Genomic DNA, 25,087 nt, shown 5'->3' on the forward strand with positions numbered 1-25,087 from the left:
TCCAATGGTTGAATAAATGGCGCTGACAGACAGCTATGTTCCGATTGTACAGGCATCTGCACCGATTCATCGTCTGATAACTGTCTTTTTCCCTGCCATTTGTATACAGAACCTTACCCGGCGAACCGGCAGTTAACGCACCGATTCGCATAACCATAAGTAACGGGTAAAATGGCCTTTACGGATATGGCAGACCTCCAAGATCTGCATGCCAGCCTGTTCTATCGATGACTCAATCGCCTCGGTGGAAATGACAAGTACCCGCCCGGCCAGTCTCGCAGCCGAGAGAAGCATGTTCAATCGTTCCTGCTCATTCAGTACGGAGCACAGATTGTAGGGCAGATCGAGAATAAGCGCATCATATCGGCCGGTCAGCTTCCGCATATCAGCCAGACTGACAATATCCGGCATGCTATAGTGGGTCAGATTCTCACGCGCACCCTGCACTGCCAGCGGATTAAGGTCATATCCTGTTACTGTAATTCCCATGGACATCGCCTCAATCAGCACCGTACCGATGCCGCAGCATGGATCGATCAGTGAAGCTGCTGTGTCAGGTACTGCAATATTGACGGCCGCCCGGGCTACCCGGGTACTGAGCGCTGTGGAGTAATGGCGAGGCTTGTCATTGTGACGGAGCCAGACGGATTCGGAGGCATGACAGCGGCCGGCTACCCAGCGACCGCCCGCGTACGTCATACCGATCAACTGCTGCGGCTGCTTCATCTGCGCTTTGCCGGTAATATGCATGCCGATCCGGCGCTCCAGCTGTCTTTTCTCGTCATAGGTAAATGTCTGTTCAGCATCCAGACTGATTAATTTGAACGTCCGGTTGTTCATATCCAGCTGCTCTACCGCCTGCTCCAGCTGTTCCAGATTCGCAGCTTCACACTGAATATCCAGCCGGTAATGAATAAACGGGCTGCGCTCCGGCGGAATCTGTACCACACTCTCTACATGACGGACTTCCGGCTTCTGTCCAAGCAGACAGCGCAGCTCCAGATGACACAGCTCCTGTTCGTCTTCATGACAGGCGTAAGTGTAGATATAGCCAAAGGGATCATCGAGAGACCGCACAGGCAGTTCGGTTGATTGGAATAATGGCTGGCTCGCAGCCGGTTGAATATGGGAATCGGGTTGTGACAATGATGTTCCTCTTTTCCTGACCTTCAGGTCTGTATGCATATTTCCATTTCATTAAAAAATACAATAAAACAAATTATTGCTATCCGTACACTAACTATTTCCCTGCGGCTTTACAATATAGAACATACCCGCAAAGATCAGCAGCACGCCGCCCCACTGCCAGCCATCCGGCCGGAAGCCGGTCAGCAGCACATCGAGCAGAATCGCAACCGCCGGATCAACAAAGACAAGTGCCGAGATGATCCGGGTCGGCAAATAACGCACACTGTTATAGAACAGCAAATAGACGATCCCCGTATGAACAAACCCGGTAATAATGGAATATGTCCAGTTCATTTCGCTCAGATTCAGATAGGAGGTCCACGAAATAAACGGCAGCAGCAGAATCATACTGAGCAGCATCTGGATAAATGTCGTCGCATAGACGCTCAGTGTGCGGATACTTTTGCCAAGCAGCATGGTCGCCGCATAGAAAAAGGCCGCAATGATCGCATAGATCGCACCGGTCAGCTGGAATCCGCCGCCCCCTTGACCAGCTCCCACAATCAGCAGCGTACCGGCAAAACAGAGCAAAATCGCTCCCAATCCCATCCAGGTCAGCTTCTCCCGGAAAATCACACTACCCAGAATCATGGCAATAACTGGTGCCAGATGATACAGAGAGATCGCTACCGTTACTGAAGTTAGCTCAAACGACTTGAACAGAAACACCCAGTTCAGCAGCAGCGTCGTCCCGCAGAGCAGCACAAACACCACTTCCCGGCGCTGCCACACTTCACTGCGGTACGTGCCGCTGAACCACCAGACACCACCAATCAGAATAACCGCACAGACGCAGCGCACCCAGACCAGTTCAACTGCAGGCAGCCCTGACAATCCCGAGAAAAAGCCGACTGAGCCAAAAATGGCCATCGACAGAATCAGCTGGACCAGGGCGCTTTTATGTAATGTATTCATGATGTACACTCCGATTTATAAATTGGCGGATACCGCCTGTACCACAATATCTTGCTGCTCCAGCTGTACGCGCAGCTCCCGGGCAAACTGTACGGCATAAGCCGCATCTCCGTGCAGGCAGATCGTATCCGCCTGGATCGGTATCTCTGTTCCCTCGGTAGAGATCACCCGCTGCTGCGTGACCATCTGCAGCACCTGCTTCACTGCCAGCTGCGCATCGGTAATGAGTGCACCGGCTGCAGAACGCGGAGTCAGTGTACCATCCTGCTGATAGGTACGATCGGCAAATACTTCACTTGCGACCTGCAGACCCGCACGCTGCCCGGCGCTAATCAGCTCACTGCCAGCCAACCCGTACAGGATCAGTCCCGGATTCACCGCATATACTGCCTGTGCAATCGCATCGGAGAGCGGCGCAGAGACCGCTGCCATGTTATAGAGTGCTCCATGCGGCTTGACATGGTGCAGACTACTGCCTTCCTGGCTGGCAAATGCCTGCAGCGCTCCGATCTGGTAGGTGACCATATCATATACTTCTGTCGGGGTGACCTCCATCCGTCTGCGGCCAAATCCAACCAGATCCGGCAGACCCGGATGAGCACCAATCTTCACTCCGTGCGCAACGGCCTGACGTACCGTTGTCCGCATGACCGAAGGATCACCGGCATGGAATCCGCAGGCAATATTGGCAGAAGTAATGCTGCCAAATATAGCTTCGTCCACTCCCAGCGTATATATGCCATAGCTCTCCCCCATATCACAATTCAGATCCACCTGATACATATGCACTCCTCCTGTTCCTGATGTCAATGCAGCTCTTTGAGTTTTAGTTCAATCATTTTCCGTAAAATGCGAAGCTCTCTCACCCATACTCCGTACCAGCGCTGCGCCTCCGCGATCGACACCTGTTCAAAGCGGATCGTATGACCGGGGGCGAGCTGTGCCATGACCGATAGATCGAGCGAGATGACCTGGGCGATTTTGGCATAGCCGCCCAGTGTCTGCCGATCCGCCATTAGAACAATCGGCTGACCGTCTGCCGGAACCTGAATCGTACCATGGGCGACTGCTTCCGAGATATAATTTTGCGGCGTCTTCAATTCCAGCGGCGTTCCGGACAGCCGATAGCCCATTCGGTCCGACTGCGGAGTCACCCGGTAGCTGTCTTCCAGCAGCGACTGTCGGCTGACAGGTGTAAAATCCTCCCACTGGCGACCCGGAAGAATACGAATCACGGGATGACCGGTCTGAGCCGGCAGCAGCAGTCGGCTGACCTGCCACGGTACCGTAGAGATGGAGGAGGAATCATCCATTTTACCAGATGACTCCGGCAGTGCCATTTGTCCTGGCTGAATATGCAGGATATCTCCACTGCGCAGCGCTCTGCCTGCCAATCCGCCAATGCCTGCCCGCAGATAGGTACTGGCGCTGCCCATAACAGGCGGAATCTGCCAGCCGCCAGATACGGCCAGATAGGCACGGCAGCCGGACTCCACTTTTTTAAAAGACAACCGGCTTCCCTTGCGCACCCATACAGGGCGCCACATCGGCAGCAGTTCGGTATCCACAACCGGTGTCAGCTGACCGCCGGTTACAGCAATCCAGCAGTCTGCCGTAAATTCAGCAACAAAGCCGGTTAGCGTAATTTCTAGCGTCGGTTCATGCCCGGTATTGCCTACCAGCCAGTTGGCAATCAGATGCGCCGGTCGATCCATCGCACCGGACAGGCTGACTCCATACTTGCCATATCCGGTACGTCCAGTGTCCTGTACCGTTGTCAACAGGCCGGGTTTCTCTATAATGATGCTCATTCGCAGCCTCCTGTCTCGTCTGATCGGGACAAGCCAGCAGACTCCTGCTGCTGCAGACGAACATATTGTTCCGCTGTAATCGGTCGGAATCGAACCCGGTGTCCACTTTGCAGCAGGCTGGGCGGCGACTCTTCCGGACGAAATAACCGAATCGGCGTACGGCCAATCAGCTGCCAGCCGCCCGGTGTCTCCAGCGGATAAATGCCGGTCTGCGTGCCGGCAATGCCTACCGATCCGGCAGGAATAGTGAGCCTTGGTGTTGCTTTGCGCGGCGCAGCAATCTGCGGCGGCATCCCGCCTAGATAGGGAAATCCGGGAGCAAATCCAATCGCATAGACGGTATATTCGGCTCCTGCGTGAATATGAATAACCTCTTCGGCGGTCAGTCCGTTTGCATCCGCCAGCCATTCCAGATCCGGTCCGTATTCTCCTCCATAACAGACCGGGATCTCGACTATCGTGCTGTCCTGATCAACTTCCGTGGTCACAGCAGCCAGCAGCCGCTGCTCTACCAGCTGACTGACTTTCTCATACACGCCGATATCACCGGAATGACTCATCAAAGACAGTACAGCCAGATCATAATAGACCGCCAGCGTAGTATAGGAAGGAACGCATTCAATCCAGCCGGGAAACGGGTCTTCTTCGATCTGCCGAGCCACCGTCTGGATCACGGCGAGTGTATCTTCCTGAACCCCACTGCCAAATTCGATCAGTACCGCCGAATCGCCCAGCGGGTGTATCGTCCACTCCATCGTACTCATTCCTTCCGCACCGAGCTGAATATGGTACACTTTATAAGACATTTTATCTATTCATCCATCCCCTGTCGAGTCAATCATAGATTATGAAACTTCAAAATAATGATTTACTGAAACAATAAACGAAGGTGGTGCAGTTCCATGATCTATCAAATTAGCTATATATCGGACATCTACCGGGTCAAAGGATACATGGCATTGCCTTATGGTGTAACAGCGTCTGTTGAACAGCTGGCCGAATGGCTCAATTCCTTTTATGAGACCGAGGATCTGGAAGTTCTGCCGATCGCCTGCCCTCTGTGTCCGGCGACCCGACCGGTTACGGAAGGAAATCATCCTGTATTTGTATACTGCCGCGGCGGGATTGGCCGGGTGGGCAGTGTGCGTATGGACTGGCTGGAGCGGTTTGCCCAGCATGGGCATATCGTATTTGCTCCCTGCTATCGCGGCGCGGAGGGCGGTCAGGGACGCGATGAATTCGGCGGTGGTGATGTGGAGGATGTGCTGTCTGGTATTCGCTGGCTGAGCCAGCTGCCATTTACGGATGAACAGCAGATCTCGGTCATGGGCTTCTCCCGTGGTTCGGTCAATGCGACACTGACCACTGTACAATCCGTTCAGCCACCGATTCATCGATTGATTCTGTGGGGCGGTGTATCCGATCTGGCTCATACGTATGAGGAGAGAATCGATCTGCGCCGTATGCTCAAACGGGTAGTCGGCGGCTCGACAGGCAAGTACCCCGAGCGGTATGAAGCCCGCTCACCGGCAGCACTGGCAGAACGGATTGATTGTCCTGTGCTGATCATTCACGGGCGGCAGGATCTGCAGGTAGACTTCAGCCACGCTGACCGCATGATCAGACGACTGGAGGAGCTGGGCAAGCCATATGATGTACAGATCTATGAAGAGTATGGTCATCATATGCCCGAAGAGGTGCACAAGCAGTCTATTGCCGCGATGTTTGCATGGATCGAGCAGGAATAGAATTATAAATACACTTCAGATCAACTGCATCTCTCCATATCTTCTTTTGCGAGAAAAAGCTGCCGGAACGCATCCGGCAGCTTTTTTATTGGTGTTGTTTATTCGTGTGGACTGTATACAATCTTCGTTTAATGATTGCTTTTTTCACGACTTCATACTGTCTGTAATCCTTCCAGCAGCTAATAGCTCCCATAACAGCTTCTATGTTCTCTGGTCAGAACATAAGATTACTATACCGACTGTGCTGGCTGCTGCATACGAGCTGTGCTGGCTGCTGCATACGAGGCTAATGAATCGTTTATCGAATCTTGTTCAAGCCAGACATAGCGGCGGATATGACAGCCGGGGTTTAGACAACTGTCGCAGGTACCCGGCTGCTGCTGCCCGTCTTGGTGAACATGCTGCGGGCGATCCATATACCGGCTGCTCCGGCCTGGGCCAGACCACGTGTCACACCCGCACCGTCGCCGCCGCAGTACAGTCCATCAATCTCAGTCTCCAGATTCTCATCCAGCTTGGGACGGGCGGAATAGAATTTGGCTTCCACTCCGTAGAACAGCGTATGCTCGGAAGCAATGCCCGGTGTGACGCCTTCCAGCGCCTGCACCATCTCGATCAGACTCTTCATGGTATTATATGGCAGCACCAGACCGAGATCGCCCGGCACCGCTTCTTTCAGTGTTGGTTCGAGGAATCCTTCCTTGATCCGGTCGGCAGTAGAGCGGCGGCCGCGCAGGATATCGCCGAACTTCTGTACGATAACGCCTCCGCTGGACAGATCGTTCGCCCGGCGGCAGATTTCACGAGCATATTCATTCGGCTTGTCGAACGGCTCCGTAAATTTGTGCGACACGAGCAGGGCAAAGTTCGTATTGCGCGAACCGAGCGCCGGATCTTTGAAAGAGTGACCATTGGCCGCCATCACGCCGCTGTGATTCTCGACCACGACATGTCCGGACGGATTACTGCAAAATGTACGCACCCGTGTACCGACAGATGTATTATAGATAAATTTGCCTTCATACAGATGCTTGTTAATCTCCTGCATGACCACATCGGATGTCTCGACACGTACACCCACATCCACCTGGTTATTGTACATTTTCAGGCGGCGCTTTTTGAGGATATCGGTCAGCCAGGCTGAACCATCACGCCCCGGAGCGATCATCACATTCGCGGACTCGTAGGTGTCTCCCTTTTTGGTTACGATGCCTGTAATTCGATGCTTGCCGTCTTCCTTGATCGTCAGGATATCTTCCACCTCTGTCTTGTAGACCATATCAATCCGGGTGTTCAGATATTCATAAATGGACTTCAGAATCTCCAGATTCTGCTCGGTGCCGAGATGGCGCACCTGGGCACGCAGCAGCTTCAGACCCGAAGCGTAACCGCGCTGCTCAATATCCCGGATCACATCTGTCGTTGGGTCCGTGATCATCTCGGTAGCGCCGTGCTCCAGATTGATGGAATCCACATACCGGATCAGATCTTCGACCTTGGATGGAGCCAGGTAATCGGTCAGCCAGCCGCCGAACTCCGTCGTAATATTAAATTTGCCATCGCTGTAAGCCCCGGCTCCACCGAAGCCTGCCGTTACCGAACATGCAGGCAGACAGCCGGCAAAGTCCTTTTTCCCTGCGGGCGGTGGGCAGAACTGGATTTTCTCCTGCATAATTGGACAGTTGCGACGGTAGATATCATGGCCTTTATCAATCAAAAGGACTTTCCATTCCGGTGCAATCCGTGTCAATTCATAACATGCAAAGATTCCTGCGGGTCCTGCGCCTACTACGATACAATCATATTTTGTCATAATATCCTCCTGATGAGCATAATGCCGGATGGGATGTGTGCAGCCTGATATTTGTATTATACTGCGTGATCCGACTGGATAGATTAATAAGTAAAATTTTACTTTTAATTACATAATTAATAATGTTGGATACCTGCTCTGTTCTCCAAAACGCACAAAAAATCCCCGGCTTGCGAACAGGTATGCCAAAGCATCCTATCCGTAGCCAGGAATTTGCGGTTCCTTGTAGAGACCCCCAAACCCTATTTTCGGGGATATACGAATATTTAATCGTCATATTATTTATAATGTACGTCTATAAAGTGGAATTTCAGTAAATTCAGCCGTTTTTATCGGCCTACAGTGGTATATTAGCGAAAATTATCTGCATGGTCAAGTGTAATTGATGAATATTGTTCGGTTTTTGGAGGTGTCAGTTGAAATAAAGCTAATATAAAACTTCTATACCCTCATTTAAACGAACGATAGTATACAAAATCAAACTCATCGTTCTCTTATTTAATTATTTAAACTCATAAAAACACCCTCCACATGAACGTGAAGGGCAGGAACAAACATATATTTTATTAAAAGTCCTGCAGAATCCATATCCTCCTGTGAAATGCCTTTTATCGTGCTTCTCTTCTATCCGCTTATCCCTATCCGGGATCTGAATCTACCATTACTATCGCTGTCCCAGTCAGCCAGTGTGGAACTTCTCCTTGATCCGTACCAGATCATCAATCGGATCATGAATCGGGAAATACTCAATACCTACATAACCGTTATAATCCATCTGCTTGATCGCATCAAATACATAATCATAATTCAGCTCGCTGATGAACAGCTCATGACGACCAGGCGCACCGGCAGCCTGAATATGACCCACATGATGAATATTGTTTTGCAGACGCGGCAGTACATTGCCCTCCATCACCTGCACATGGTACATATCGTAACAGACTTTGACGAGCGGATGATTCACCTCGGCGACAATATCGAATGCCTGCTGGGATGTATTGAGGAAGTAACCGCTCAGCTCTTTGTCTGCGGTTGTGTTCAGCGGTTCAATACAGGTGGTCACACCGTATTCTTCGAGAACCGGGATAGCGGCTTTGAGTCCATCGATCAGACTCTGCTGCATCTCATCCCGGCTCATGCCTTCTTTCTCAAAGCCAATCGTATGCACCATTCGGGTACAATCCAGTGAGCGCGCAGCTTCTGCCGTACGCCGGATCCCGTCGATCGCTTCATCCCGCTTGTCCGGTTCCAGCATTGTTGCGAGTTTGACAACGATCGAGGCCACTTCCATCCCCAGCTCATGCCGAAGTCGGTTGATTCCTTCCAGGTCCTTGTCTTCCCATGACCAGAATTCGACGATATCCAGCCCATGCGCATGCAGAACCTGCATCACATCCAGAATATCTCTTCCTTCAAAAAGGGACTCTGTATTATACGATATTCTCATCAATCTGCACCTCATCTCATTGTATAGGTCATTCCAGAATATGTATAAACCAAAAAGGCACGGACCAACCGGATTTTCCCTCTTTTGCCTGGGAACCATCCGGCTTGTCCGTGCTTTTAAGATGATGACATCATGCTCCGTAACTATGAGAGTCTGTTAGCTGCAGCATAATCTGCACACAGTCTCCCTGTACGATATGATATCATTTTACTTTTTATAAGATCTGCTTGTGTATGTACCAAAGAGGAGTTGTTCGTCATAAAATTGAAAAGCGGCAAACGGCTGCGGACGCTGCTGTGCCTGGATATCGGCATAGATACCCACTGCCACCGCTGCACATTCCTGAATAGTACAGCCCGCATAGACGCCAAAATATTTCTGCATAATCCAGTACAACTGCTCTCCCAGCTCATCCGATGAGTTGACATGCGGCAGGACTTTGATAATATGTTCGATTTCGATACTGTATTCGTCAGGAAGACACCATTCCCTCAGATTCATCGGATTCCACTGCATCATATGCAGCGCAACGATATGATAATTCATCTCACGCACTTGCCCGTTGTTTCCATCATTCATCCATTCTCCTCCTTATCCGTCCGGTGCTTCCGGACCCGCTCTGATCTATGTGTATGAGCTTTTGTATTTGAAAATGAAGTTATTGGACCCGAGCGCAGCTGTGTACAGAACGCATCAACTGCCTTCCGCTGACAGAACTAACTAAATTATGGCTGATCCTTTGGCGGCTGTAAATGCGGTAAAAGACCCACAATATTGCCTGTTCATGCATTTTCATATACTGCAGCGATTACGAATCTGCAAGGCAGGGTAATTGAATAGTTATAGAGACTGTCCAGCTCGGCTGTGTATGTAACTCTTTCTGACAGCCAAGCCGGAGAATGATGGTCCATAGACATATTATTGCCCCATCATGCTCCAATCCGTTGATACAAGCAGTCATCAGAGCATGAATTCTACCAGACTTTCTTATAAACCAGTAAAGGAATGATACCTATGACAGAAACCAACGATATTCAGACCCTCAGAGACTGGCTGGACCAGCACAAAAACAACACGATTATTATTGAGAAAAAAGAGCTGGATGATACCGACATTGTTCACTTCACCCTGTCGGATATTGACGAAAGAAATGAAGACAATGAAATCGATGATTACCTGGAAAGCGCGCTGCTGCTGCGCGGTGAGGGAGTTACCCAGAACGCCGATGGCGAAGAAGTCCAGGTACCCCGTGATACGTACGAGATTATCACCCACGATCTGCGGATCGATGAGATCAGTGACTCCCGTGTACAGCTGAACACCGAGCGGGCTGCCTACACATTAAGCATAAAATAAATAGAGACAGGCAGGGCATTATGCTCTGCCTGTTTTTTGGCATATAAATAGGACGTCACCTACCTCCTCTGTTGTCTTTCCCACGCCATGCACGTATTGATCGGCTCTCTTCATGTATGCATTTCTACGCATCCACAGTGCATTTCTACCAGACATGCTTCTTCATATTGTAAAACAACTCTTCTATTGATAATTTATTCCATATGTAATTGATAACGTTTACACGATTGGAAGGAGAGGTGTTTTACAATGTCCATGTTTAAAAAGGGACTGCAGCTTGCCTTGCTCAGTTCCCTTGCTATCACTCCACTCGTCTCGCTTGCACCTTCGGCGCATGCTGCCAACGAAAAAGCCCAGGTCTGGCTGACGACAGCCGATCCCCACAGCGAGCCAAGTGTCGGTCTTCGTCCGGATACAAGGCTCATCCGCCAGGGTGACCTGACCTTCGCTGCCGGTACTGGAAGTGCCGATTATACGTTTACCGTTAACGAAGGCAAAACGTATCAGCAGATGGACGGTTTTGGCGTATCGATGACGGACTCTGCTGCCTGGCTGCTCAATTATAAGCTCAGCAGCACCAAGCGTAATGAAGTGATGGATAACCTGTTCGGTACTTCCGGCATCCGTATGAGCATGCTGCGCCAACCGATAGGTGCGAGCGACTTTGCCTGGAGCACGTATACGTATGACGATACCGCTAGCGACACAGCGCTGAACCAGTTCAGCATTTCCCGGGATCAGTCCTACATTATCCCGATGATCAAGTCCGCGCTGTCCAAAAATCCGAATATCAAATTCATCGCATCTCCATGGAGCGCACCGGCCTGGATGAAATATACAACCAATGACAAAAACGGTACCGGCAAGCTCAAAGCCGAGAACTATCCGGTATATGCCAATTATTTCGTCAAATTCATACAGGCCTATCAGGCTCAAGGTATTCCCATCTATGCGGTAACGCCGCAAAATGAACCGCTGTTCGAGCCGGGCCGCTATCCGGGCATGCTCATGAATGAACAGGATCAGATCGGTATGATCGGCGATTATCTGGGACCTGCGCTCAAAGCTGCCGGGCTGAACACCAAAATTATCGCCTATGATCACAACTATGATAACTGGACGTTCCCCAAAACCGTGATCCAGGGACTCAAGGACAATGGCAAATCCCAGTACGTCGCAGGCAGTGCTTTCCACCATTATGGCGGTGACTTTACCGCGATGACCAGCATGCACAATGCCCATCCGGACAAGGACATCTGGTTTACCGAAGGCGGATTCGGTACATGGAATGACCCGGTGAATGGCACTACCCAGGGCTTTGACAACATGATCAATGAGTTTATCGGCATGACCCGCAACTGGTCCAAATCGATCATTCTCTGGAATGCCGCGCTGGATCAGAAAGACGGACCAAGCGTAATTGGAGACAATAATACCAACAAAGGCATGGTCACGATCCAGAACTCCGATAACAGCTCCAGCAGCCCCGAAGACAAAGTGACTTATACCAAGCAGTATTACCTGCTCGGTCATTTCAGCAAATTTGTAAACACCGGCGCGTACCGGATTGATTCCAATTCATTTGACGATATGCAGAGCGTAGCTTTCAAAAATCCGGACGGTTCCAAAGCGATCGTCCTGTATAATTCCCAGAATGCTGCGAAAACCGCCAAAATCCAGTGGAACGGGCAGTCTGTGAATTATACGGTACCGGGTAAATCGGTTGTTACGCTGAAGTGGTAATCCTCACGCTGCAGCATGCATAAGTAGGAACAGCAAAAAATCGCTCTGAGCTGCCAACCCCGTCTGGATAAACGGGATGCAGGATCAGAGCGATTTTTTGATGACTGCAGCAATTCGTTTTATCATTAAAACAGAAAGCTTGCACCTCTGTTTTAATTTGTTTTGTTAATTGTATCAAACGGTACCTTGATACTAACTATTCCTTCGGCATAAGGAGCCACTTCATAAGGATAAAATACAACTACAATACCTTTTTGATAGTAGTAAAAATCCGTATTTACTTCTAGCGGAAAATCATAAATTCGATCTTCAAACACATTTTCTCCCGCATCGTACTTCGCTTGTAAGCTTGCAGAGATTGCATTTTTAAGATTATTTTTTTGTGTCTGGTTTTGAATATAGTCCTTCAATTCGTATGATTTTCCTGTTTTCAAATCGTAATTATACATAACTATCCCATACATTCCATGAGCTCCACCTGTATAAACATAATCTGTATACATAACAGAAATTTTATTAGCCTTATTATATTTAGTACTTGCTTGTGTAGTGTAGGAATAACTGGCATTCTCTTTTTTAAGCTTCCGGTTAGAGCTCGCAGCCTTTACTGCATGTTCTTTGAATAATTTGTTCAATTTATTGATAACTACTCTGTCTCCTCCAGCCAGCTGTATGTATTGTTGGCCTTTATATACCATAACCTTAGTAGTCACTGTATTTGTAGAATCTGCTGAGCCAGACTCAGGATGAGCCAATACACCAATAAACAACAAAGCTACTACAAAATAAAACCATTTCCGTTTCATAATAATCCTCCTGATTTTTTAGATATTACTACATAATAACAGGAAAATTATAGATATGATTTATGAATTTAACAAGGGAAGGAATGATAATCTTTTATTGATGTATGGATAATAGTACGTATTTGTAATGTATATTGCTTGACTTTCGATAAAGATAATGACCTTTACTTGAAGCGTTGTACTTTTTGTGGCATGATCACTTATATACAGCTGGTGAACTGCATATCCAATTCTGCATCCCAGCCATGCCAGGACGATCAGAGGAGCATGATTATGAACGACATTCCCGCTTACCGCAAAGTATATACCCAACTCAAACACGATATCAAAGAAGGCAGCTACGCGCCAGGAACCCTATTGCCTACCGAATCCGAACTGGAGCAGCGCTTCTCGGTCAGCCGCACTACGATCCGCAAAGCAATTGAACTGCTGAGCAGTGAAGGCTTCCTCAAAAAGACACAGGGGAAAGGTACCGAAATCCTCGATACCTCGACTACCCAGCGGCTCAATCATCTCACTTCCATCACCGAGACATTAACGGCCAAAGGCTACCATGTAACTACACGCGGCATGTCGATTGAACTGATCACACCGCCTGAGCATGTAGCCGATGCGCTGAAGCTTCCTGCCGGCAGCCAGGTCTATCTGGTGCAGCGCGTCCAGTATGCCGACGATCGTCCGATCGCCCTGATGAACAATTACCTACGGGCCAATTATGTGCCGGGTCTGGAGCAGCATGTGAACCGGTTTAACAGCCTGTATGCTTTTCTGGAGCAGACCTATCATATTATTCTGCTGCATGCCTGGGAACGTCTATCCGCAGTAGCAGCCGATTTTACCGAGTCCCAGATTCTTCAGGTTCCGCTGGGTTCCCCGCTGTTGTGCAGCAAACGGATCAGCCATGTGGAACAGGGACCTTTTGAATACAGCCTGATCAAGCTGGTCGCGGATAAATATGAATACAGTGTGTATCTGGAAGGACGGACATAAACAAAGTAAGATACGAATGTTCCAACTTCTTACTTAAGGCTACTCTCTTGCATTCTCTTTTGCTCTCACAATTGGCAGCATTCACTCTCCTACTCGGTCAAACTATCCATCCATCTGAACAAAGTCTGGACTTCCCACCGGTCGTCTCTGCGTGATCAGTGAATCGTATAGCCTCCATCCACGACCAGATTCGCACCGGTGATCATATTCGCTGCACCGCTGGCGAGAAACAGGGCAGCCGCAGCGATCTCTCCCGGTTCGGCGAATCGACCGGCTGGTGTGTTGCGGATCGCTTCTTCCTTGATCGCTCCCTCCCAGTAGCCGGCGATCAGCGGAGTATACGTGGCCGTTGGCGAGATCGCATTGACCTGAATATGATGCTTGCCCCACTCATGCGCCAGTGATTTGGTAATAGAAATGACAGCCGCCTTGCTCGCGCTGTAGGCAACATGCCGATCAATTGCGACCAAGCCTGCCTGTGACGCGAGGCTGATGATCTTGCCTCCACGCTGAGCGGCAATCATCTCCCGTCCCACCTGCTGGGACATGAAGAACATGCCGTTCACATTCACACTCATCGTCCGGTGCCAGTCCTCTTCCGGGTAATCCTCGGCCCATTCCACCGGACCGATACCGGCGCTGTTGACCAGGATATCGATTTTGCCAAATTTCTCCCTGACCTCTGCCACTGCCTTCCGAACCGACTCGCTGTCACCCACATTAACCTCTACTGCTGTACCATATTCCAATCCCTCTGCCGCCTGCTGCGCCTGGGCCAGATGAAGATCGAGCAGAGCGACAGATGCCCCTTTCTCCGCAAACAACTGTGCGGTAGCCAAACCGATGCCCGAAGCCGCTCCTGTGATAACAGCCGTCTTGCCATCCAGCCGGAATGTGGTATCAAACAGATCCTCGTTCATGTCCAACTCCTCCTTGTCCAATCAAAGTTAATGATGCTGCCGGACCGAATCATCAACCGCCGTCTGTTCGTTGGTCTGCAGGGATAACCGGTGCTGATGCATGTAATCTCCCAGCCGGGCAGACATCTCGTTAACATGCCGGAATACCGGCAGCAGTTGACGGTACTGTTCACTGTTTAGGCGATCCGGAATACAGGTACGTTCCACCGTATGCAGTGCCTCAATCGGGCTGTAATCCTGCCACCATCCCAGTGCACGCGCTGCAATAGCTGCCGCACCAAGCGAAGCCGCATCCTGATCCACATTCGTCTTGATGATCTCCATTTCAAAAATATCGGCAAACATCTGCATCCACAGTCTGCTTCTGCTGCCGCCGCCACAAATCAGTATCCGGTCTGCTACTGTCGTATGCCGCTTCAGTTGATCCAGCGACAGCCGCAGATTCATGGCAATACCTTCCATCGATGCCCGAATCAGATCCGCACGGGTCGTACCCAGATGCAGTCCGACATAGCTGCCGCGGATATGCACACTGTAATCCTGTGAGGTTCCTCCTGCCAGACTCGGATTGAAAATAACCCCATTGGCACCGACCGGCACACCGGCAGCCCACTGACTCATCTGCTCATAGGCATCTGCCCGTCCCATCAGATCAGGACATATCGTGTCCCGCACCCAGCGCAGCGAACTGCCCCCCGAGAAGATCGAATATGCGCTTGTGTACATGCCTTCCTGAATATGGGCAAATACATAGGGCCGCGTATTTACATCCAGCACCGGCCGACTTGAATTGACCGGAATCCAGCTTGACGAACCGAGTGAAGTATAGATCCGGCCTTGCTTTGCACCTATTGCTCCCAATGCCATACAGGCATTATCCACACCGCCGCAGGCAACAGGAGTGCCTTCCTGCAGCCCGGTCCAGCCTGCTGCCTCCGCAGTCACCTGTCCAATCATCCGGTGGGAAGGAACGATATTTGGAAATATATCTGCCGCCACACCTGCTGCCTGCAGCAGTTCATCCATCATACATTGGCTGTGCAGGTCATATGCTCCGGTACCTGATGCATAGGAGTCATCGGTAGCCATCTGTCCGGTCAGCCTGTAATTGATATAATCCTTGGACCCCAGTACTTTATTCATACGGGCAAAAATCCCCGGTTCATGCTTCTTCAGCCACATCAGCTTGAACAACGGATAACAGGCAGCCGGAAACCCGTTACCGGTCCGCATATACCACTCTTCTTCGTTAATATTTTGAAAAAATTGCTTTGCTTCCTCTTCGGCGCGCCGGTCAGACCAGATGGGTACATATTCTTGCAGAGCCTCTCCTTCCCTGCTGATCGGAACACTCACAAGACTGTGTCCCGATAAACTGATCCCGGCAATCGCAGCTGCAGGGGTCTGCGAGGATTCCAGCAGCTGACGCGTTGTCTCCCTGATCCCGTTCCACCAGTCATCCGGCCGCTGCTCATGCCGGTTTGGCTGCGGATAAAAGGTCTCGTACTCTACAAAGGATCGCGCGACCGTCTGCATTCTCTCGTTGTACAGCGAAGCTTTGACCCCGCCGGTTCCGAGATCATAGGCGATGATATTCGGCATATTTATCACCTTCCACAGGTTGGTTTTATGGCTGTATCTATCTTGTCTACCCATTATCTGGTTGTCTATTATTCCAGTTGTCTGCTACATTACTGTTTCTTGTTGCTTAGAATATATAAAGATAATTATCTTTTGTCAAGCGCTTTCATTAGTGGGTAAGTATCAACAATCCATGCCAATTTTGAACGTTGATAATTTTCATAGAGTATAATATTGCGCACTTATCACAAGAAAATATCTGTATTTCTGTGGTGATGATGCAATTCAGATTTTTTACTTTTAGAGAGACTTGTATTCCCTCTCAAATGCTATTATATTATTTTTACATCAATAAAGATAATTATCTTTATAAAGAGGAGGAACAAAAGTGATACAACCTGTAATAGACTATGCCCGGATCGGGCGGATGGTGGATGTGAGTGCAGTGCGCACCGATGTTACGGTAGAGGAAGTTGATCGGCTGATTGATATTGTGAAAAGGTATCATTGTGTCTGTGCCAGTCCCATGCCTTATATGACAGACTATGTGGTCCGGCAGCTGCAGGATGTGCCGGATACGGTTGTGACCGGAGTGGTCGGATTTCCTTCCGGTGCAGATACAACATCCATGAAAGTGCATACGGCCAGGGAAATGCTGGCACTGGGCTGCCTGGAGCTTGATATGGTCATCAATGTCGGAGCGCTTAAGTCAGGAGATTATGAGCGGGTTAGACAGGATGTGGCATCTGTCGTTCAGGCAGCCGAACAAGTACCAGTCAAGGCTATTCTGGAGATCGCCTATCTGACGGATGACGAGATTCGCCGGGGCAGTGAACTGGTCGTTCAGGCTGGTGCAGCCTTTGTCAAAACAGGGACCGGCTGGGGGCCCAAACCGACCACAGTTGATACCATCCGGCTGATCAAGTCGGTCATCGGCGATTCAGCATTGATCAAGGCAGCAGGCGGTATTCGTGATCTGGATACTCTCTTGGAAATGGCGGAAGCAGGCTGCAATCGATTTGGCATTGGTGTTCGGTCTGCGCTGACCATTTTACAGGATGCTTATGAACGTGCCGGCCTATCCGTTGATCCGGGAATTCATGCAGATGCCTCTTCAGGAACAAGCAGTACAGATCATTACTGATGATGTTTTGTGGTCCCGTATTACAAATGAATATGAAAAAGCCACCCGCTGTGAATCAAGCCGGTGGCTGAAGCATTCTAACCATTCATTTTGCTGATACGATTCCATGCACAAGTAGTGACGAACTCAAGACGAAGCCAGATCTTCCAGCAGCATATGATACATTTGCGCCAGATCATCATCTTTTTCCGTGATGACGCTTAATGCCTGCTCGATGAGAGGCTGGATAGCCGGTCCGGCTGCCAGTAAAGCGGCATAGGCATGGAAATCGGTTTTGCCGTATTTGGTAATTACGCTTTTGTTTGTATTCCAGCGGTTGCAGCGGATCTGCTCACTCCAGTAATCCAGCTGCTCCTGCACCGGTCGCACCGCATACTGTTGGAACAGTGCATCAAACTGCTCATCATCTTTACGTTCCTGCGGCATAACCTGATACAGCCGCTCCAGGGGAACCGTTTTGCGAATCAGGGTACTGAAAGTCAAATAGTCGCCTCCCTCCCCATCCGACGACTGTACATAAGCGATAAAATCGTTCGTCCGGTCCAGCCGATGGAACTCCGGCTGCAGACGCTCCATCACCCGCAAAGCGATTACGGTCAAGCCGCCGTCACGCATCGACTGATCCATGATCCGGATAAATTCGCCATCTGTCTGTGTGAACAATTCCCGGGTAGCTGTATCCAGCACCGGTACAGGTCCCTCTTCCTCTTCTTCCCACAGGCGCTCATTGATCTCCTGGTACATCGCCAGAGGAGCTTCCAGTGCTTCACCCAGATCATCGATCATATCCGGATAATCGCCTGTCGCATAGCGGATCGACTGACGGATCTGTTCCAGTGAGCGATTGTAGGACTCTTCCTGGTTCTCCGCATATTTCTCCTGATAATATTTATAATAATACGCAGTCATCTGTTCCAGATCATGCAAGGTGTTGATATACAGCAGATAGTTGCCGTTGACATTATCCGCTTCGATAATAAAAGTATAGACCTGCTCGTTCTTGTCCGATTGTGCAAAGGAGCCAATGACTTCCATACATGCTTGGTACAGCAGATCTTCCATAGTCTGCATGCTCCAGTAAGTGCCAGTGATTCCGTCCAGATGATCTGTCTGGAACAGACCTTCCGGTGATGACACATAATAGTGCCCGGTTCCCTCGGGTTGACGCAGCCCTGACAGCAGACGCCCTGTATGTACTTCGTATACACCCATTTATATTCGCTCCATTTCTTCCCCTGCCTGTGCCTGCTTTTTCCGTCCATCCAGAATGCCCTGAATGATCCATTGCTGGGACTGCGGCAGACCTTCCGGCCAGTCGCCGGCCTGGCAGTACATGATCTCTGTTATTTCGCTGCTGGCAACGAATGTTCCTGCCCGTACTTCTCCACTGAAGATCAGATCGACACAATTGGGATCGCTCCGCTGAATCGCCCGTTCCAGACGATGAATATGTACTTCCAGCCCGGTCTCTTCCCGAATCTCGCGCTGCAGCCCCTGCTCTGGCTGTTCGAGCTCCATCCAGCCGCCGGGAATGCCCCATGGTTCCTGCTCCCGGTACGAGTGCCGCAGCAGCAGTACTTCGCCTTTTTCATTGGTAAAAACGCCCAGCACCGCTACCAGGAAACTGTGCTGGGAACGACGGACCGCCCAGTTCTTCACACGCTCCAGCGGCATATGCTTGTACATCCATACCAGCCAGTCTCTGGGAATGCGGTTGATCCATTTGGCCAGCATCCTGTTCACCTTCTTTTTGCAAATTATGTTTATCGTGCTCTTTTCCGGATGCTGCCTTGTATTCATTCTTATGATAAATCGCCGGATGTTCTGCCTGTTGCACCGTATATCATACTCTAATGGCGTAGAATATCACCCTGCCGGTCATTGCGCAGGTCTTCGATCAGCGGACGCTGTGCAGGATTGACCTGCTCCAGCTTCATCTCATCGATACTGTAAAAGGTGAGCATACTCGATTCGCCATCCGGATCATCGTATTTCAGGGTGATTCCGTCCGGTTCCAGCTTCCCTTGCAGATCCACATCCACCTCAAACATGAACATCACAAAAACGACATCGTCACCGCTCGGATACGTGTATTGCAGCCGATCTCCGGTATATACCGCATACAGCCGACTGCCTGTCACTTCCAGTCCGGTCTCCTCCCGAACTTCGCGAATCATCGTCTGTTCAATAGTCTCGCCCGGCTTCATGCCCCCGCCAGGTAATCCCCAATCTGCCAAATCACCGCGCTTCTGCCAGAGAATCCGGTTGTGATCGTCCCGTATAATGGCTCCTCCGGTAACAATAATCGTTCTGTCGCTGCTCATAAATATCCTCCCTGCTGTATACGTCTCTATGTATGAACACCCGATCGAGCCGCACGGCAGACCCGGTAGCGAACTCAGCCGCTCGACCTCTGCCTGACAGGATCGGATGCTCTCGTAAGCAGCGCAATAATCAGCGCCAATTCACACTATCCTTATGCTTGTACAATGGCTGTAATAACTGTAATGGTTGCTGAGAGGTATTATTTTTTCTTGAGCTTTTCCAATTCGGCATACATATCCGGCAGATGGTCCTGCAGCTCCGGAATTGGGTCCGGATAAGCGAGGTCCATCTCTTCCAGCGTGCGGACGACGATCTGCAGGACGGCCAGATCACGGTACCACCGGTTATCAGCCGGGATAATATGCCACGGATGCTGCTCGGAAGCACAATGCTTGAACACATCCTCATAGCAGCGCTGGTAATCATCCCAGTATTTGCGTTCCTGCAGGTCACCTTCATCGAATTTCCAGTTCTTGTGCGGCTTTTCGACCCGATCAATCAGCTTTTTGAGCTGGAATTCCTTGGAGATATGGAGGAATATTTTGACCACTCTAACATTGTTCTCTTCCAGCATTTTCTCAAAATGATTAATCTGCTTGAACCGCTGCTTGGCTGTATCATCATCTATCTGTCCGTGTACTCTCGTAATGAGCACATCTTCATAATAGGATCGGTTAAAGGCACTGATATACCCGTATCCCGCCACATTCTGATGCGCACGCCACAGATAATCATGGCTCAGTTCTTCGGATGTAGGTGCCTTGAAGCTGTGAATATGAATGCCTGCCGGGTTGGAAATGGAGAATACCTTGTTGATGACCCCATCCTTGCCGCTGCAGTCCATACCCTGGAACACGAACAGAACCGACTTTTTACCGCTTGCGAACAGCTTGGGCTGCAGCTTCTCGAACGTATCGGTCAGCTCGGCCTTTTCCGGTTCGGTGTCTTCCTTGGATTTGTACTTGCCGGTATAGCCGGGATCGATATCCTGAAGTGTAATGGAATCGCCTGTAGCCAGAGACCAGTTTTTGGATGATTTGGACATGGTAATCGCTCCTTTGTGAAAAGTACACTGCTGCATACATCATCGTTATACGTCACATTCTACATATTACCCATTTTCATCCCCTGCTTAGCAAGTACCGCTTATTTCATGAAACAAAATGCTCTTCACGCCTGTTGGTCCGTATGTCAGATCGCACGCTGCTGCTCTTCAATCGCAGCAATCATCTCGGCACGCAGCTTGTCCACAAACCGGGCTCGCACTTCTTCATCCACACCCATTTCTTTGGCATCCAACTCTTCCAGTGACTCAATCCATACATGGGTATCATTGATCGTTCCGAGCTCTTTTTGGATACGCTTGTACGTCTCTTCATGATCACGGAATTTGGAATTCAATGCAAACTCTGCCGCTTCTGCCGTATAACGCAGTTCCTTGGCAGCGATGCGTACCTTGTGCAGGCTGTCCAGTGTCTCAGCGGATTCCAGCCCTTCCGCTTTGGCGATCTGGCGATAAGTTTGTTTTTTCTGTTCGTAAGATATTTCGAGCTCCCGCATCATCCGATTTACGTCCGCCTGGACAGCCAGATCAGGCAGCCGGTTCTCGGTAAATTCCTGCCACTGCCGTTTGAGCTTTTTGCCCTGCAGTTTCGGCAGCTTTTTGACCATTTTTTTGCGGTAAAACTGGCGCTGCTCCTTGTGTTCTTCGATCGCCGCTTTGAGCAGGGCGGCTTCATCGTCCAATCCTTGTTCCTTGGACTGTTTGCGCCGATCCTTGAATGCATCAATCAGCACATCCGCATCCCGTACTTTGCCAAGACGCTTCTGGGCTTTTTTGAAAATCGGCAGCAGACCGGTCTGCTGTTCAGGGTCCAGTATATGCATCAGTGTCATCAGCTTGCGGCAGTTGACCCGGGCCTGATGAATCGCCTCATCGTCATAGTTCTTGACAGCCTGCTGTCCGTGATCCTGAAATTTATCGTACAGTTCATTCAATACACTTTTCCATTGCTCGGTTTTGTCCTTGCGGTTGACAGTTGTTATACTCTGATTCACGCTTCATCACTCCTGACTTTTTCATTCTCTATGGATTACCCCATATTCCGTATTATGCAATCTTGTGAATGAAATGAGTGGGATATTCTCTATTATAGTGGATATTCCAGAGGATTAGCTATTCCGGTTCCTTCCGGGAAGATTGCATTCTCTGCGGCAGATCGTCCCGTTTCTCAGCAAAAGGCTGCCTTTACTGGGCAATCTTTTTATATTTATTATTCTGTACTGCACTATATGTACTACCACAAGGAAAATCAGTGAAGATCACTCTGATAATAACTGGTCACCATCAGATTATATATGCATATATACATTTATTAGTGTATAATTACACTAAATGGATGTCTGCTTTTGAAACAGATCGCTGTTCTGTATTATGATAGAGTGTGGACTTCAGTATTCCAATACTATTGCGACTATTATAAATGATTGCAGCAAGTGAAAGGAGTCATCATGAAAGCGTATATTTTTCTGATTACCATGCTGCTGACCGGTTATGCAGATATTCCTTCCGCCTATGCAGAGCCTGCTATCGAAGCGGATGTGCCTGCGGTGGCAGATGCTGAAGAGCAGACCGGCTCGTCCTCTTCCTGGGAATATCCGATTGTTCATTTTCGGGATAATACATACCGGATTATTATGGAGCGGCCAGTGAACAGCCACAAGGTAGGCCCGCGTCTGGGCCGGGTGCAGCGGAATATCAGCAGCTTTGAGGAAGTCGACGAAGGCAATTCCCTGATTGATACGAGCTATCAAAATGGAGACAGCAATATTCTGCGAGTGGAAAGTCCGATCTACAAACTTCGCAGCCACAGCTCCAAGGAATGCATTGTCGTCAGCCATATGAACAAGTATTATAAAGCCTACAAAAAATGAAATAAAGCCGCCATATACCTGGTATACATCTTCCAGAAATATGGCGGCTTTTGCGCTTCCACTACTTTTTATTCTCTGCTGATTTTTCACTGATTTAAAGCAATCGCTTATCCCGTAAACAATTCATGGTCGGCGAACAGCGCATGAACTGCGTGTTCACTATCAAATCAGGTTTTGCCTGTGTAGCAGTAACAATCCTTCTTCCAATTCACAGTATATTACCAGCTCGATTTGGTCACGCCGGGAATTTGCCCTTTGTGTGCCAGTTCGCGGAACATGATGCGTGACATTTTAAACTTGCTCAAATATCCTCTCGGACGTCCAGTGATCTGGCAGCGGCTGTGCAGACGCGTAGGTGAAGAATCACGGGGCAGTTTGTTTAACGCTTCATAATCGCCTGCCTCCTTCAGCTGACGACGCTTTTCTGCATATTTAGCCACCAGGGCTTCACGCTGCTGCTGGCGGATTACTTTGGACTTTTTGGCCATATCCAACACTTCCTTTTATTTAATCGTAATAATTACTATTTAGAAGTATAGCTCATTTTTTACCTGCTGGCAACCATATGCGTCAGTGCATTTTACAATCCGTAGTTTTACTCCTTTTCCATACCTGGGACGTCCTGTAAATCATCCTGTAGGCGGAGGAATACTGGGCGCGCTCTCCTTATGATAAATACATACATATTTATTTCATTTGACGAAAGGGAGGATTCTTTGTGGAAAACAAGCTGTCTTCCGGCGATAATCCGACAGTGGCATCGCTGCTGCGCAACCAGGCGTACCGGACACTCATTACCGCTCAGTTGATCTCCAACCTGGGCGACTGGCTGCATCTGCTTGCCCTGCTCACACTGGTCGGTATCAAGTGGCAGGCGACCCCAATGCAGATTACATGGGTGACACTGTGCAGTGTAGTACCAATGCTGCTGGGAGGTCCCTTTGCCGGCGCTCTGGCCGATCGTCTGAACCGTAAATGGCTGATGATTATCTCGGATGTGGTTCGCGCCGCACTCGTCTTCGGATTGATTTTTGCCGATCAGCTGTGGCAGGTATATATCATCCTCATACTCAAGGGATTGTTTGACGTACTGTTCTCGCCAGCCAAAAGCGGCAAGATCAAGGAAGTCGTGCCGCATGAGCATCTGCAGCAGGCGGTCTCGATCAGTTCCTTTATCGAACAGGGCAGCAAAATTGCCGGGCCTGCTCTTGGCGGGCTGCTGCTGGCGGCGGTCGGCATTCACTGGTGCTTTGTCATCGATGCTTTTACGTTCCTGCTGTCCGGTCTTATCTTACTCGCAGTTCCCGGTCATGCCCTGTTCGATTCTTCCGACCAGGAAGCTTCGGATCGTCAGAATGAGCGACAGCGCTCCTTTCTCTCCGATACGGCGGCAGGTCTGCGTTATCTGGTCCGGATTCCGATCATCGCCTATGGCACGCTGCTGCTCTGTCTGGTGCTGCTGGTGCTGCAGCTGGCGGATTCGCAGACGATTATTCTGCTGCGTCAGATTCCAAATATCAACGAAGATCTGCTGGGCTGGTGCATTACGGCCAGCGGTGTAGGCACCCTGCTGGCTGCCATGATGTGTGCCAAGATCAAAAGCTCCCATCTGCTGCAAATGAGTCTTGGTGCCGCTCTGATGGGCATTGTATTCGGACTGATCGCGCCATTTGCCGGCATGCTGCATGCCGGATGGCCTACCACCCTTCTGCTCACTTCTTCCTTTTTGCTGGCAGGGGTCGGGGCCGGATTTACGTTTATCCCGTTTCAGATTTTGCTGCAGGAACAGACACCTGTACATATGACCGGCCGTGTATTCGGAACCGTGAACAGCCTCACCTCAGCTAGCTCGGTGACAGGACCACTGCTCGGCGGAATACTCGTGACCGCTTCCGGGGTAGCACCCGCATTCATGCTGACAGGAGCTTCCCTGGTCGTGATGAGCTTTGCCATTTTATTTATCAAAAAATGGATTGATATCAAACAGTCCAAAGCAGCTATTCCCGCTGCGATGCAGCAGCCGGTGAAATAGCAATTTGCTGTATATCAAACCCAATCAAATCGGCCAGATAGCCGCTTCCCGGCAGAATAGAGGAAGCGGCTATTTGTGAATTATGAAAAGGTTGGACAGATCGAAGAATACAGAATTGTCTGGTTGAGCTGAATTCCACTTAAAAGCAAACAGCATACGGGATATAAAACAGAAATATGGCAGATGGGTCGCTCTTCCTTCACTCACAACTTATTTCATTATGTAATCAAAAGCATAATTCAACCAACTTAAAGAATATATTATTCTTATTTATCATTCGAATATTAATATTAAATGCTTTAAAATTGACAAAATGATTTCTAGTAATTATGAT

Annotated in this window: 24 protein-coding genes and 1 riboswitch; of the genes, 7 read left to right on the top strand and 17 right to left on the bottom strand. The window is 49.6% G+C overall.

What is annotated here, in order from left to right; genetic code table 11:
* Positions 1 to 132 precede the first annotated feature (132 nt).
* From WH45_RS11130 to pxpB, 5 genes are all read right to left on the bottom strand, one after another.
* Entirely contained in the window at positions 133 to 1,146 is a 1,014-nt protein-coding gene (locus WH45_RS11130) for a TRM11 family SAM-dependent methyltransferase (RefSeq protein ID WP_324292930.1), read from the bottom strand.
* Between the two features lie 90 nt (positions 1,147 to 1,236).
* Positions 1,237 to 2,103, bottom strand: coding sequence for a DMT family transporter (locus WH45_RS11135; RefSeq protein WP_046214389.1), 867 nt, complete (start codon positions 2,101 to 2,103; stop codon positions 1,237 to 1,239).
* Positions 2,104 to 2,118: 15 nt separating this feature from the next.
* Positions 2,119 to 2,886: a LamB/YcsF family protein gene (locus WH45_RS11140; RefSeq protein WP_046214390.1), complete on the bottom strand. Its 768-nt coding sequence runs from the start codon at positions 2,884 to 2,886 to the stop codon at positions 2,119 to 2,121.
* Between the two features lie 23 nt (positions 2,887 to 2,909).
* The gene (locus WH45_RS11145) at positions 2,910 to 3,914 is read right to left on the bottom strand and encodes a 5-oxoprolinase subunit C family protein (RefSeq protein ID WP_046214391.1); all 1,005 of its coding nucleotides are present in this window, start codon (positions 3,912 to 3,914) and stop codon (positions 2,910 to 2,912) included.
* Positions 3,911 to 4,720 (bottom strand): 5-oxoprolinase subunit PxpB, encoded by an 810-nt coding sequence (gene pxpB / locus WH45_RS11150; protein WP_152663541.1) that lies wholly within the window; start codon positions 4,718 to 4,720, stop codon positions 3,911 to 3,913. Before pxpB ends, WH45_RS11145 begins: the two co-directional genes overlap by 4 nt.
* Positions 4,721 to 4,816: 96 nt before the next feature.
* Here pxpB and WH45_RS11155 point away from each other — a divergent pair, with 96 nt between their 5' ends.
* Positions 4,817 to 5,662, top strand: coding sequence for an alpha/beta hydrolase family protein (locus WH45_RS11155; protein WP_046214392.1), 846 nt, complete (start codon positions 4,817 to 4,819; stop codon positions 5,660 to 5,662).
* 349 nt (positions 5,663 to 6,011) lie between these two features.
* On the opposite strand, the gene WH45_RS11160 is transcribed toward WH45_RS11155, so the two are convergent.
* From WH45_RS11160 to WH45_RS11170, 3 genes are all read right to left on the bottom strand, one after another.
* A complete protein-coding gene (locus WH45_RS11160) occupies positions 6,012 to 7,475 on the bottom strand; it encodes an NAD(P)/FAD-dependent oxidoreductase (protein WP_046214393.1) in 1,464 nt (487 codons plus the stop codon).
* A gap of 182 nt (positions 7,476 to 7,657) precedes the next feature.
* Positions 7,658 to 7,757, bottom strand: a riboswitch (purine riboswitch).
* Between the two features lie 397 nt (positions 7,758 to 8,154).
* Positions 8,155 to 8,922, bottom strand: a complete 768-nt coding sequence (locus WH45_RS11165) for a TIM barrel protein (RefSeq protein WP_046214394.1) — start codon at positions 8,920 to 8,922, stop codon at positions 8,155 to 8,157.
* 207 nt (positions 8,923 to 9,129) lie between these two features.
* Positions 9,130 to 9,501 (bottom strand): hypothetical protein, encoded by a 372-nt coding sequence (locus tag WH45_RS11170; RefSeq protein ID WP_046214395.1) that lies wholly within the window; start codon positions 9,499 to 9,501, stop codon positions 9,130 to 9,132.
* A gap of 435 nt (positions 9,502 to 9,936) precedes the next feature.
* Here WH45_RS11170 and WH45_RS11175 point away from each other — a divergent pair, with 435 nt between their 5' ends.
* Both WH45_RS11175 and WH45_RS11180 read left to right on the top strand, forming a co-directional pair.
* Positions 9,937 to 10,278, top strand: a complete 342-nt coding sequence (locus tag WH45_RS11175; protein ID WP_046214396.1) for a protein YmzB — start codon at positions 9,937 to 9,939, stop codon at positions 10,276 to 10,278.
* 249 nt (positions 10,279 to 10,527) lie between these two features.
* Positions 10,528 to 12,021, top strand: coding sequence for a glycoside hydrolase family 30 protein (locus WH45_RS11180; RefSeq protein WP_046214397.1), 1,494 nt, complete (start codon positions 10,528 to 10,530; stop codon positions 12,019 to 12,021).
* A 152-nt stretch (positions 12,022 to 12,173) separates the two neighbouring features.
* Here the strand turns inward: WH45_RS11180 and WH45_RS11185 are convergent, their stop codons facing one another.
* The gene (locus tag WH45_RS11185; protein ID WP_046214398.1) at positions 12,174 to 12,827 is read right to left on the bottom strand and encodes a DUF3298 and DUF4163 domain-containing protein; all 654 of its coding nucleotides are present in this window, start codon (positions 12,825 to 12,827) and stop codon (positions 12,174 to 12,176) included.
* Between the two features lie 273 nt (positions 12,828 to 13,100).
* Between WH45_RS11185 and WH45_RS11190 the strand changes: the two genes are divergently transcribed.
* The gene (locus tag WH45_RS11190; RefSeq protein WP_046214399.1) at positions 13,101 to 13,817 is read left to right on the top strand and encodes a GntR family transcriptional regulator; all 717 of its coding nucleotides are present in this window, start codon (positions 13,101 to 13,103) and stop codon (positions 13,815 to 13,817) included.
* 155 nt (positions 13,818 to 13,972) lie between these two features.
* On the opposite strand, the gene WH45_RS11195 is transcribed toward WH45_RS11190, so the two are convergent.
* Positions 13,973 to 14,737, bottom strand: a complete 765-nt coding sequence (locus tag WH45_RS11195) for a GolD/DthD family dehydrogenase (protein WP_046214400.1) — start codon at positions 14,735 to 14,737, stop codon at positions 13,973 to 13,975.
* A gap of 27 nt (positions 14,738 to 14,764) precedes the next feature.
* A complete protein-coding gene (locus tag WH45_RS11200) occupies positions 14,765 to 16,339 on the bottom strand; it encodes a xylulokinase (protein WP_046214401.1) in 1,575 nt (524 codons plus the stop codon).
* Positions 16,340 to 16,706: 367 nt separating this feature from the next.
* Here WH45_RS11200 and deoC point away from each other — a divergent pair, with 367 nt between their 5' ends.
* Complete coding sequence (gene deoC, locus WH45_RS11205) at positions 16,707 to 17,462, top strand: deoxyribose-phosphate aldolase (protein ID WP_235338343.1); 756 nt, start codon at positions 16,707 to 16,709, stop codon at positions 17,460 to 17,462.
* Between the two features lie 126 nt (positions 17,463 to 17,588).
* On the opposite strand, the gene WH45_RS11210 is transcribed toward deoC, so the two are convergent.
* The 5 genes from WH45_RS11210 to WH45_RS11230 all read right to left on the bottom strand — a co-directional run bounded on the left by WH45_RS11210 (position 17,589) and on the right by WH45_RS11230 (position 21,845).
* Positions 17,589 to 18,674: a hypothetical protein gene (locus WH45_RS11210; protein WP_046214402.1), complete on the bottom strand. Its 1,086-nt coding sequence runs from the start codon at positions 18,672 to 18,674 to the stop codon at positions 17,589 to 17,591.
* Entirely contained in the window at positions 18,675 to 19,196 is a 522-nt protein-coding gene (locus WH45_RS11215; RefSeq protein ID WP_046214403.1) for an NUDIX hydrolase, read from the bottom strand.
* A 116-nt stretch (positions 19,197 to 19,312) separates the two neighbouring features.
* Positions 19,313 to 19,786 carry an NUDIX domain-containing protein gene (locus WH45_RS11220; RefSeq protein ID WP_046214404.1) on the bottom strand — a complete coding sequence of 158 codons (474 nt, stop codon included), beginning with the start codon at positions 19,784 to 19,786 and terminating at the stop codon, positions 19,313 to 19,315.
* Positions 19,787 to 19,986: 200 nt separating this feature from the next.
* On the bottom strand, positions 19,987 to 20,832 hold the full coding sequence (locus WH45_RS11225) for a PPK2 family polyphosphate kinase (protein ID WP_046214405.1): 846 nt from the start codon (positions 20,830 to 20,832) through the stop codon (positions 19,987 to 19,989).
* 146 nt (positions 20,833 to 20,978) lie between these two features.
* On the bottom strand, positions 20,979 to 21,845 hold the full coding sequence (locus tag WH45_RS11230) for a CHAD domain-containing protein (RefSeq protein ID WP_046214406.1): 867 nt from the start codon (positions 21,843 to 21,845) through the stop codon (positions 20,979 to 20,981).
* A gap of 453 nt (positions 21,846 to 22,298) precedes the next feature.
* Here WH45_RS11230 and WH45_RS11235 point away from each other — a divergent pair, with 453 nt between their 5' ends.
* On the top strand, positions 22,299 to 22,721 hold the full coding sequence (locus WH45_RS11235; protein ID WP_046214407.1) for a hypothetical protein: 423 nt from the start codon (positions 22,299 to 22,301) through the stop codon (positions 22,719 to 22,721).
* A 218-nt stretch (positions 22,722 to 22,939) separates the two neighbouring features.
* Here WH45_RS11235 and rpsN read toward each other — a convergent pair whose 3' ends face one another.
* Complete coding sequence (gene rpsN / locus WH45_RS11240; protein WP_046214408.1) at positions 22,940 to 23,209, bottom strand: 30S ribosomal protein S14; 270 nt, start codon at positions 23,207 to 23,209, stop codon at positions 22,940 to 22,942.
* 230 nt (positions 23,210 to 23,439) lie between these two features.
* Between rpsN and WH45_RS11245 the strand changes: the two genes are divergently transcribed.
* Entirely contained in the window at positions 23,440 to 24,753 is a 1,314-nt protein-coding gene (locus WH45_RS11245) for an MFS transporter (RefSeq protein ID WP_052723735.1), read from the top strand.
* The last annotated feature ends 334 nt before the right edge of the window (positions 24,754 to 25,087 follow it).

This window comes from Paenibacillus wulumuqiensis (genome assembly GCF_000971965.1).
In the GTDB taxonomy this organism is placed as follows: domain Bacteria; phylum Bacillota; class Bacilli; order Paenibacillales; family Paenibacillaceae; genus Saccharibacillus; species Saccharibacillus wulumuqiensis.

Coding starts and splice junctions, on each gene's coding strand:
- WH45_RS11135 (WP_046214389.1), bottom strand. CDS start 2,103: ATGAATACATTACATAAAAGCGCCCTGGTCCAGCTGATTCTGTCGATG.
- WH45_RS11215 (WP_046214403.1), bottom strand. CDS start 19,196: ATGCTGGCCAAATGGATCAACCGCATTCCCAGAGACTGGCTGGTATGG.
- WH45_RS11190 (WP_046214399.1), top strand. CDS start 13,101: ATGAACGACATTCCCGCTTACCGCAAAGTATATACCCAACTCAAACAC.
- WH45_RS11140 (WP_046214390.1), bottom strand. CDS start 2,886: ATGTATCAGGTGGATCTGAATTGTGATATGGGGGAGAGCTATGGCATA.
- WH45_RS11210 (WP_046214402.1), bottom strand. CDS start 18,674: ATGGGTGTATACGAAGTACATACAGGGCGTCTGCTGTCAGGGCTGCGT.
- pxpB (WP_152663541.1), bottom strand. CDS start 4,720: ATGTCTTATAAAGTGTACCATATTCAGCTCGGTGCGGAAGGAATGAGT.
- rpsN (WP_046214408.1), bottom strand. CDS start 23,209: ATGGCCAAAAAGTCCAAAGTAATCCGCCAGCAGCAGCGTGAAGCCCTG.
- WH45_RS11220 (WP_046214404.1), bottom strand. CDS start 19,786: ATGAGCAGCGACAGAACGATTATTGTTACCGGAGGAGCCATTATACGG.
- WH45_RS11170 (WP_046214395.1), bottom strand. CDS start 9,501: ATGAATGATGGAAACAACGGGCAAGTGCGTGAGATGAATTATCATATC.
- WH45_RS11165 (WP_046214394.1), bottom strand. CDS start 8,922: ATGAGAATATCGTATAATACAGAGTCCCTTTTTGAAGGAAGAGATATT.
- WH45_RS11175 (WP_046214396.1), top strand. CDS start 9,937: ATGACAGAAACCAACGATATTCAGACCCTCAGAGACTGGCTGGACCAG.
- WH45_RS11185 (WP_046214398.1), bottom strand. CDS start 12,827: ATGAAACGGAAATGGTTTTATTTTGTAGTAGCTTTGTTGTTTATTGGT.
- WH45_RS11195 (WP_046214400.1), bottom strand. CDS start 14,737: ATGAACGAGGATCTGTTTGATACCACATTCCGGCTGGATGGCAAGACG.
- WH45_RS11235 (WP_046214407.1), top strand. CDS start 22,299: ATGAAAGCGTATATTTTTCTGATTACCATGCTGCTGACCGGTTATGCA.
- WH45_RS11180 (WP_046214397.1), top strand. CDS start 10,528: ATGTCCATGTTTAAAAAGGGACTGCAGCTTGCCTTGCTCAGTTCCCTT.
- WH45_RS11160 (WP_046214393.1), bottom strand. CDS start 7,475: ATGACAAAATATGATTGTATCGTAGTAGGCGCAGGACCCGCAGGAATC.
- WH45_RS11155 (WP_046214392.1), top strand. CDS start 4,817: ATGATCTATCAAATTAGCTATATATCGGACATCTACCGGGTCAAAGGA.
- WH45_RS11200 (WP_046214401.1), bottom strand. CDS start 16,339: ATGCCGAATATCATCGCCTATGATCTCGGAACCGGCGGGGTCAAAGCT.
- WH45_RS11225 (WP_046214405.1), bottom strand. CDS start 20,832: ATGTCCAAATCATCCAAAAACTGGTCTCTGGCTACAGGCGATTCCATT.
- WH45_RS11145 (WP_046214391.1), bottom strand. CDS start 3,914: ATGAGCATCATTATAGAGAAACCCGGCCTGTTGACAACGGTACAGGAC.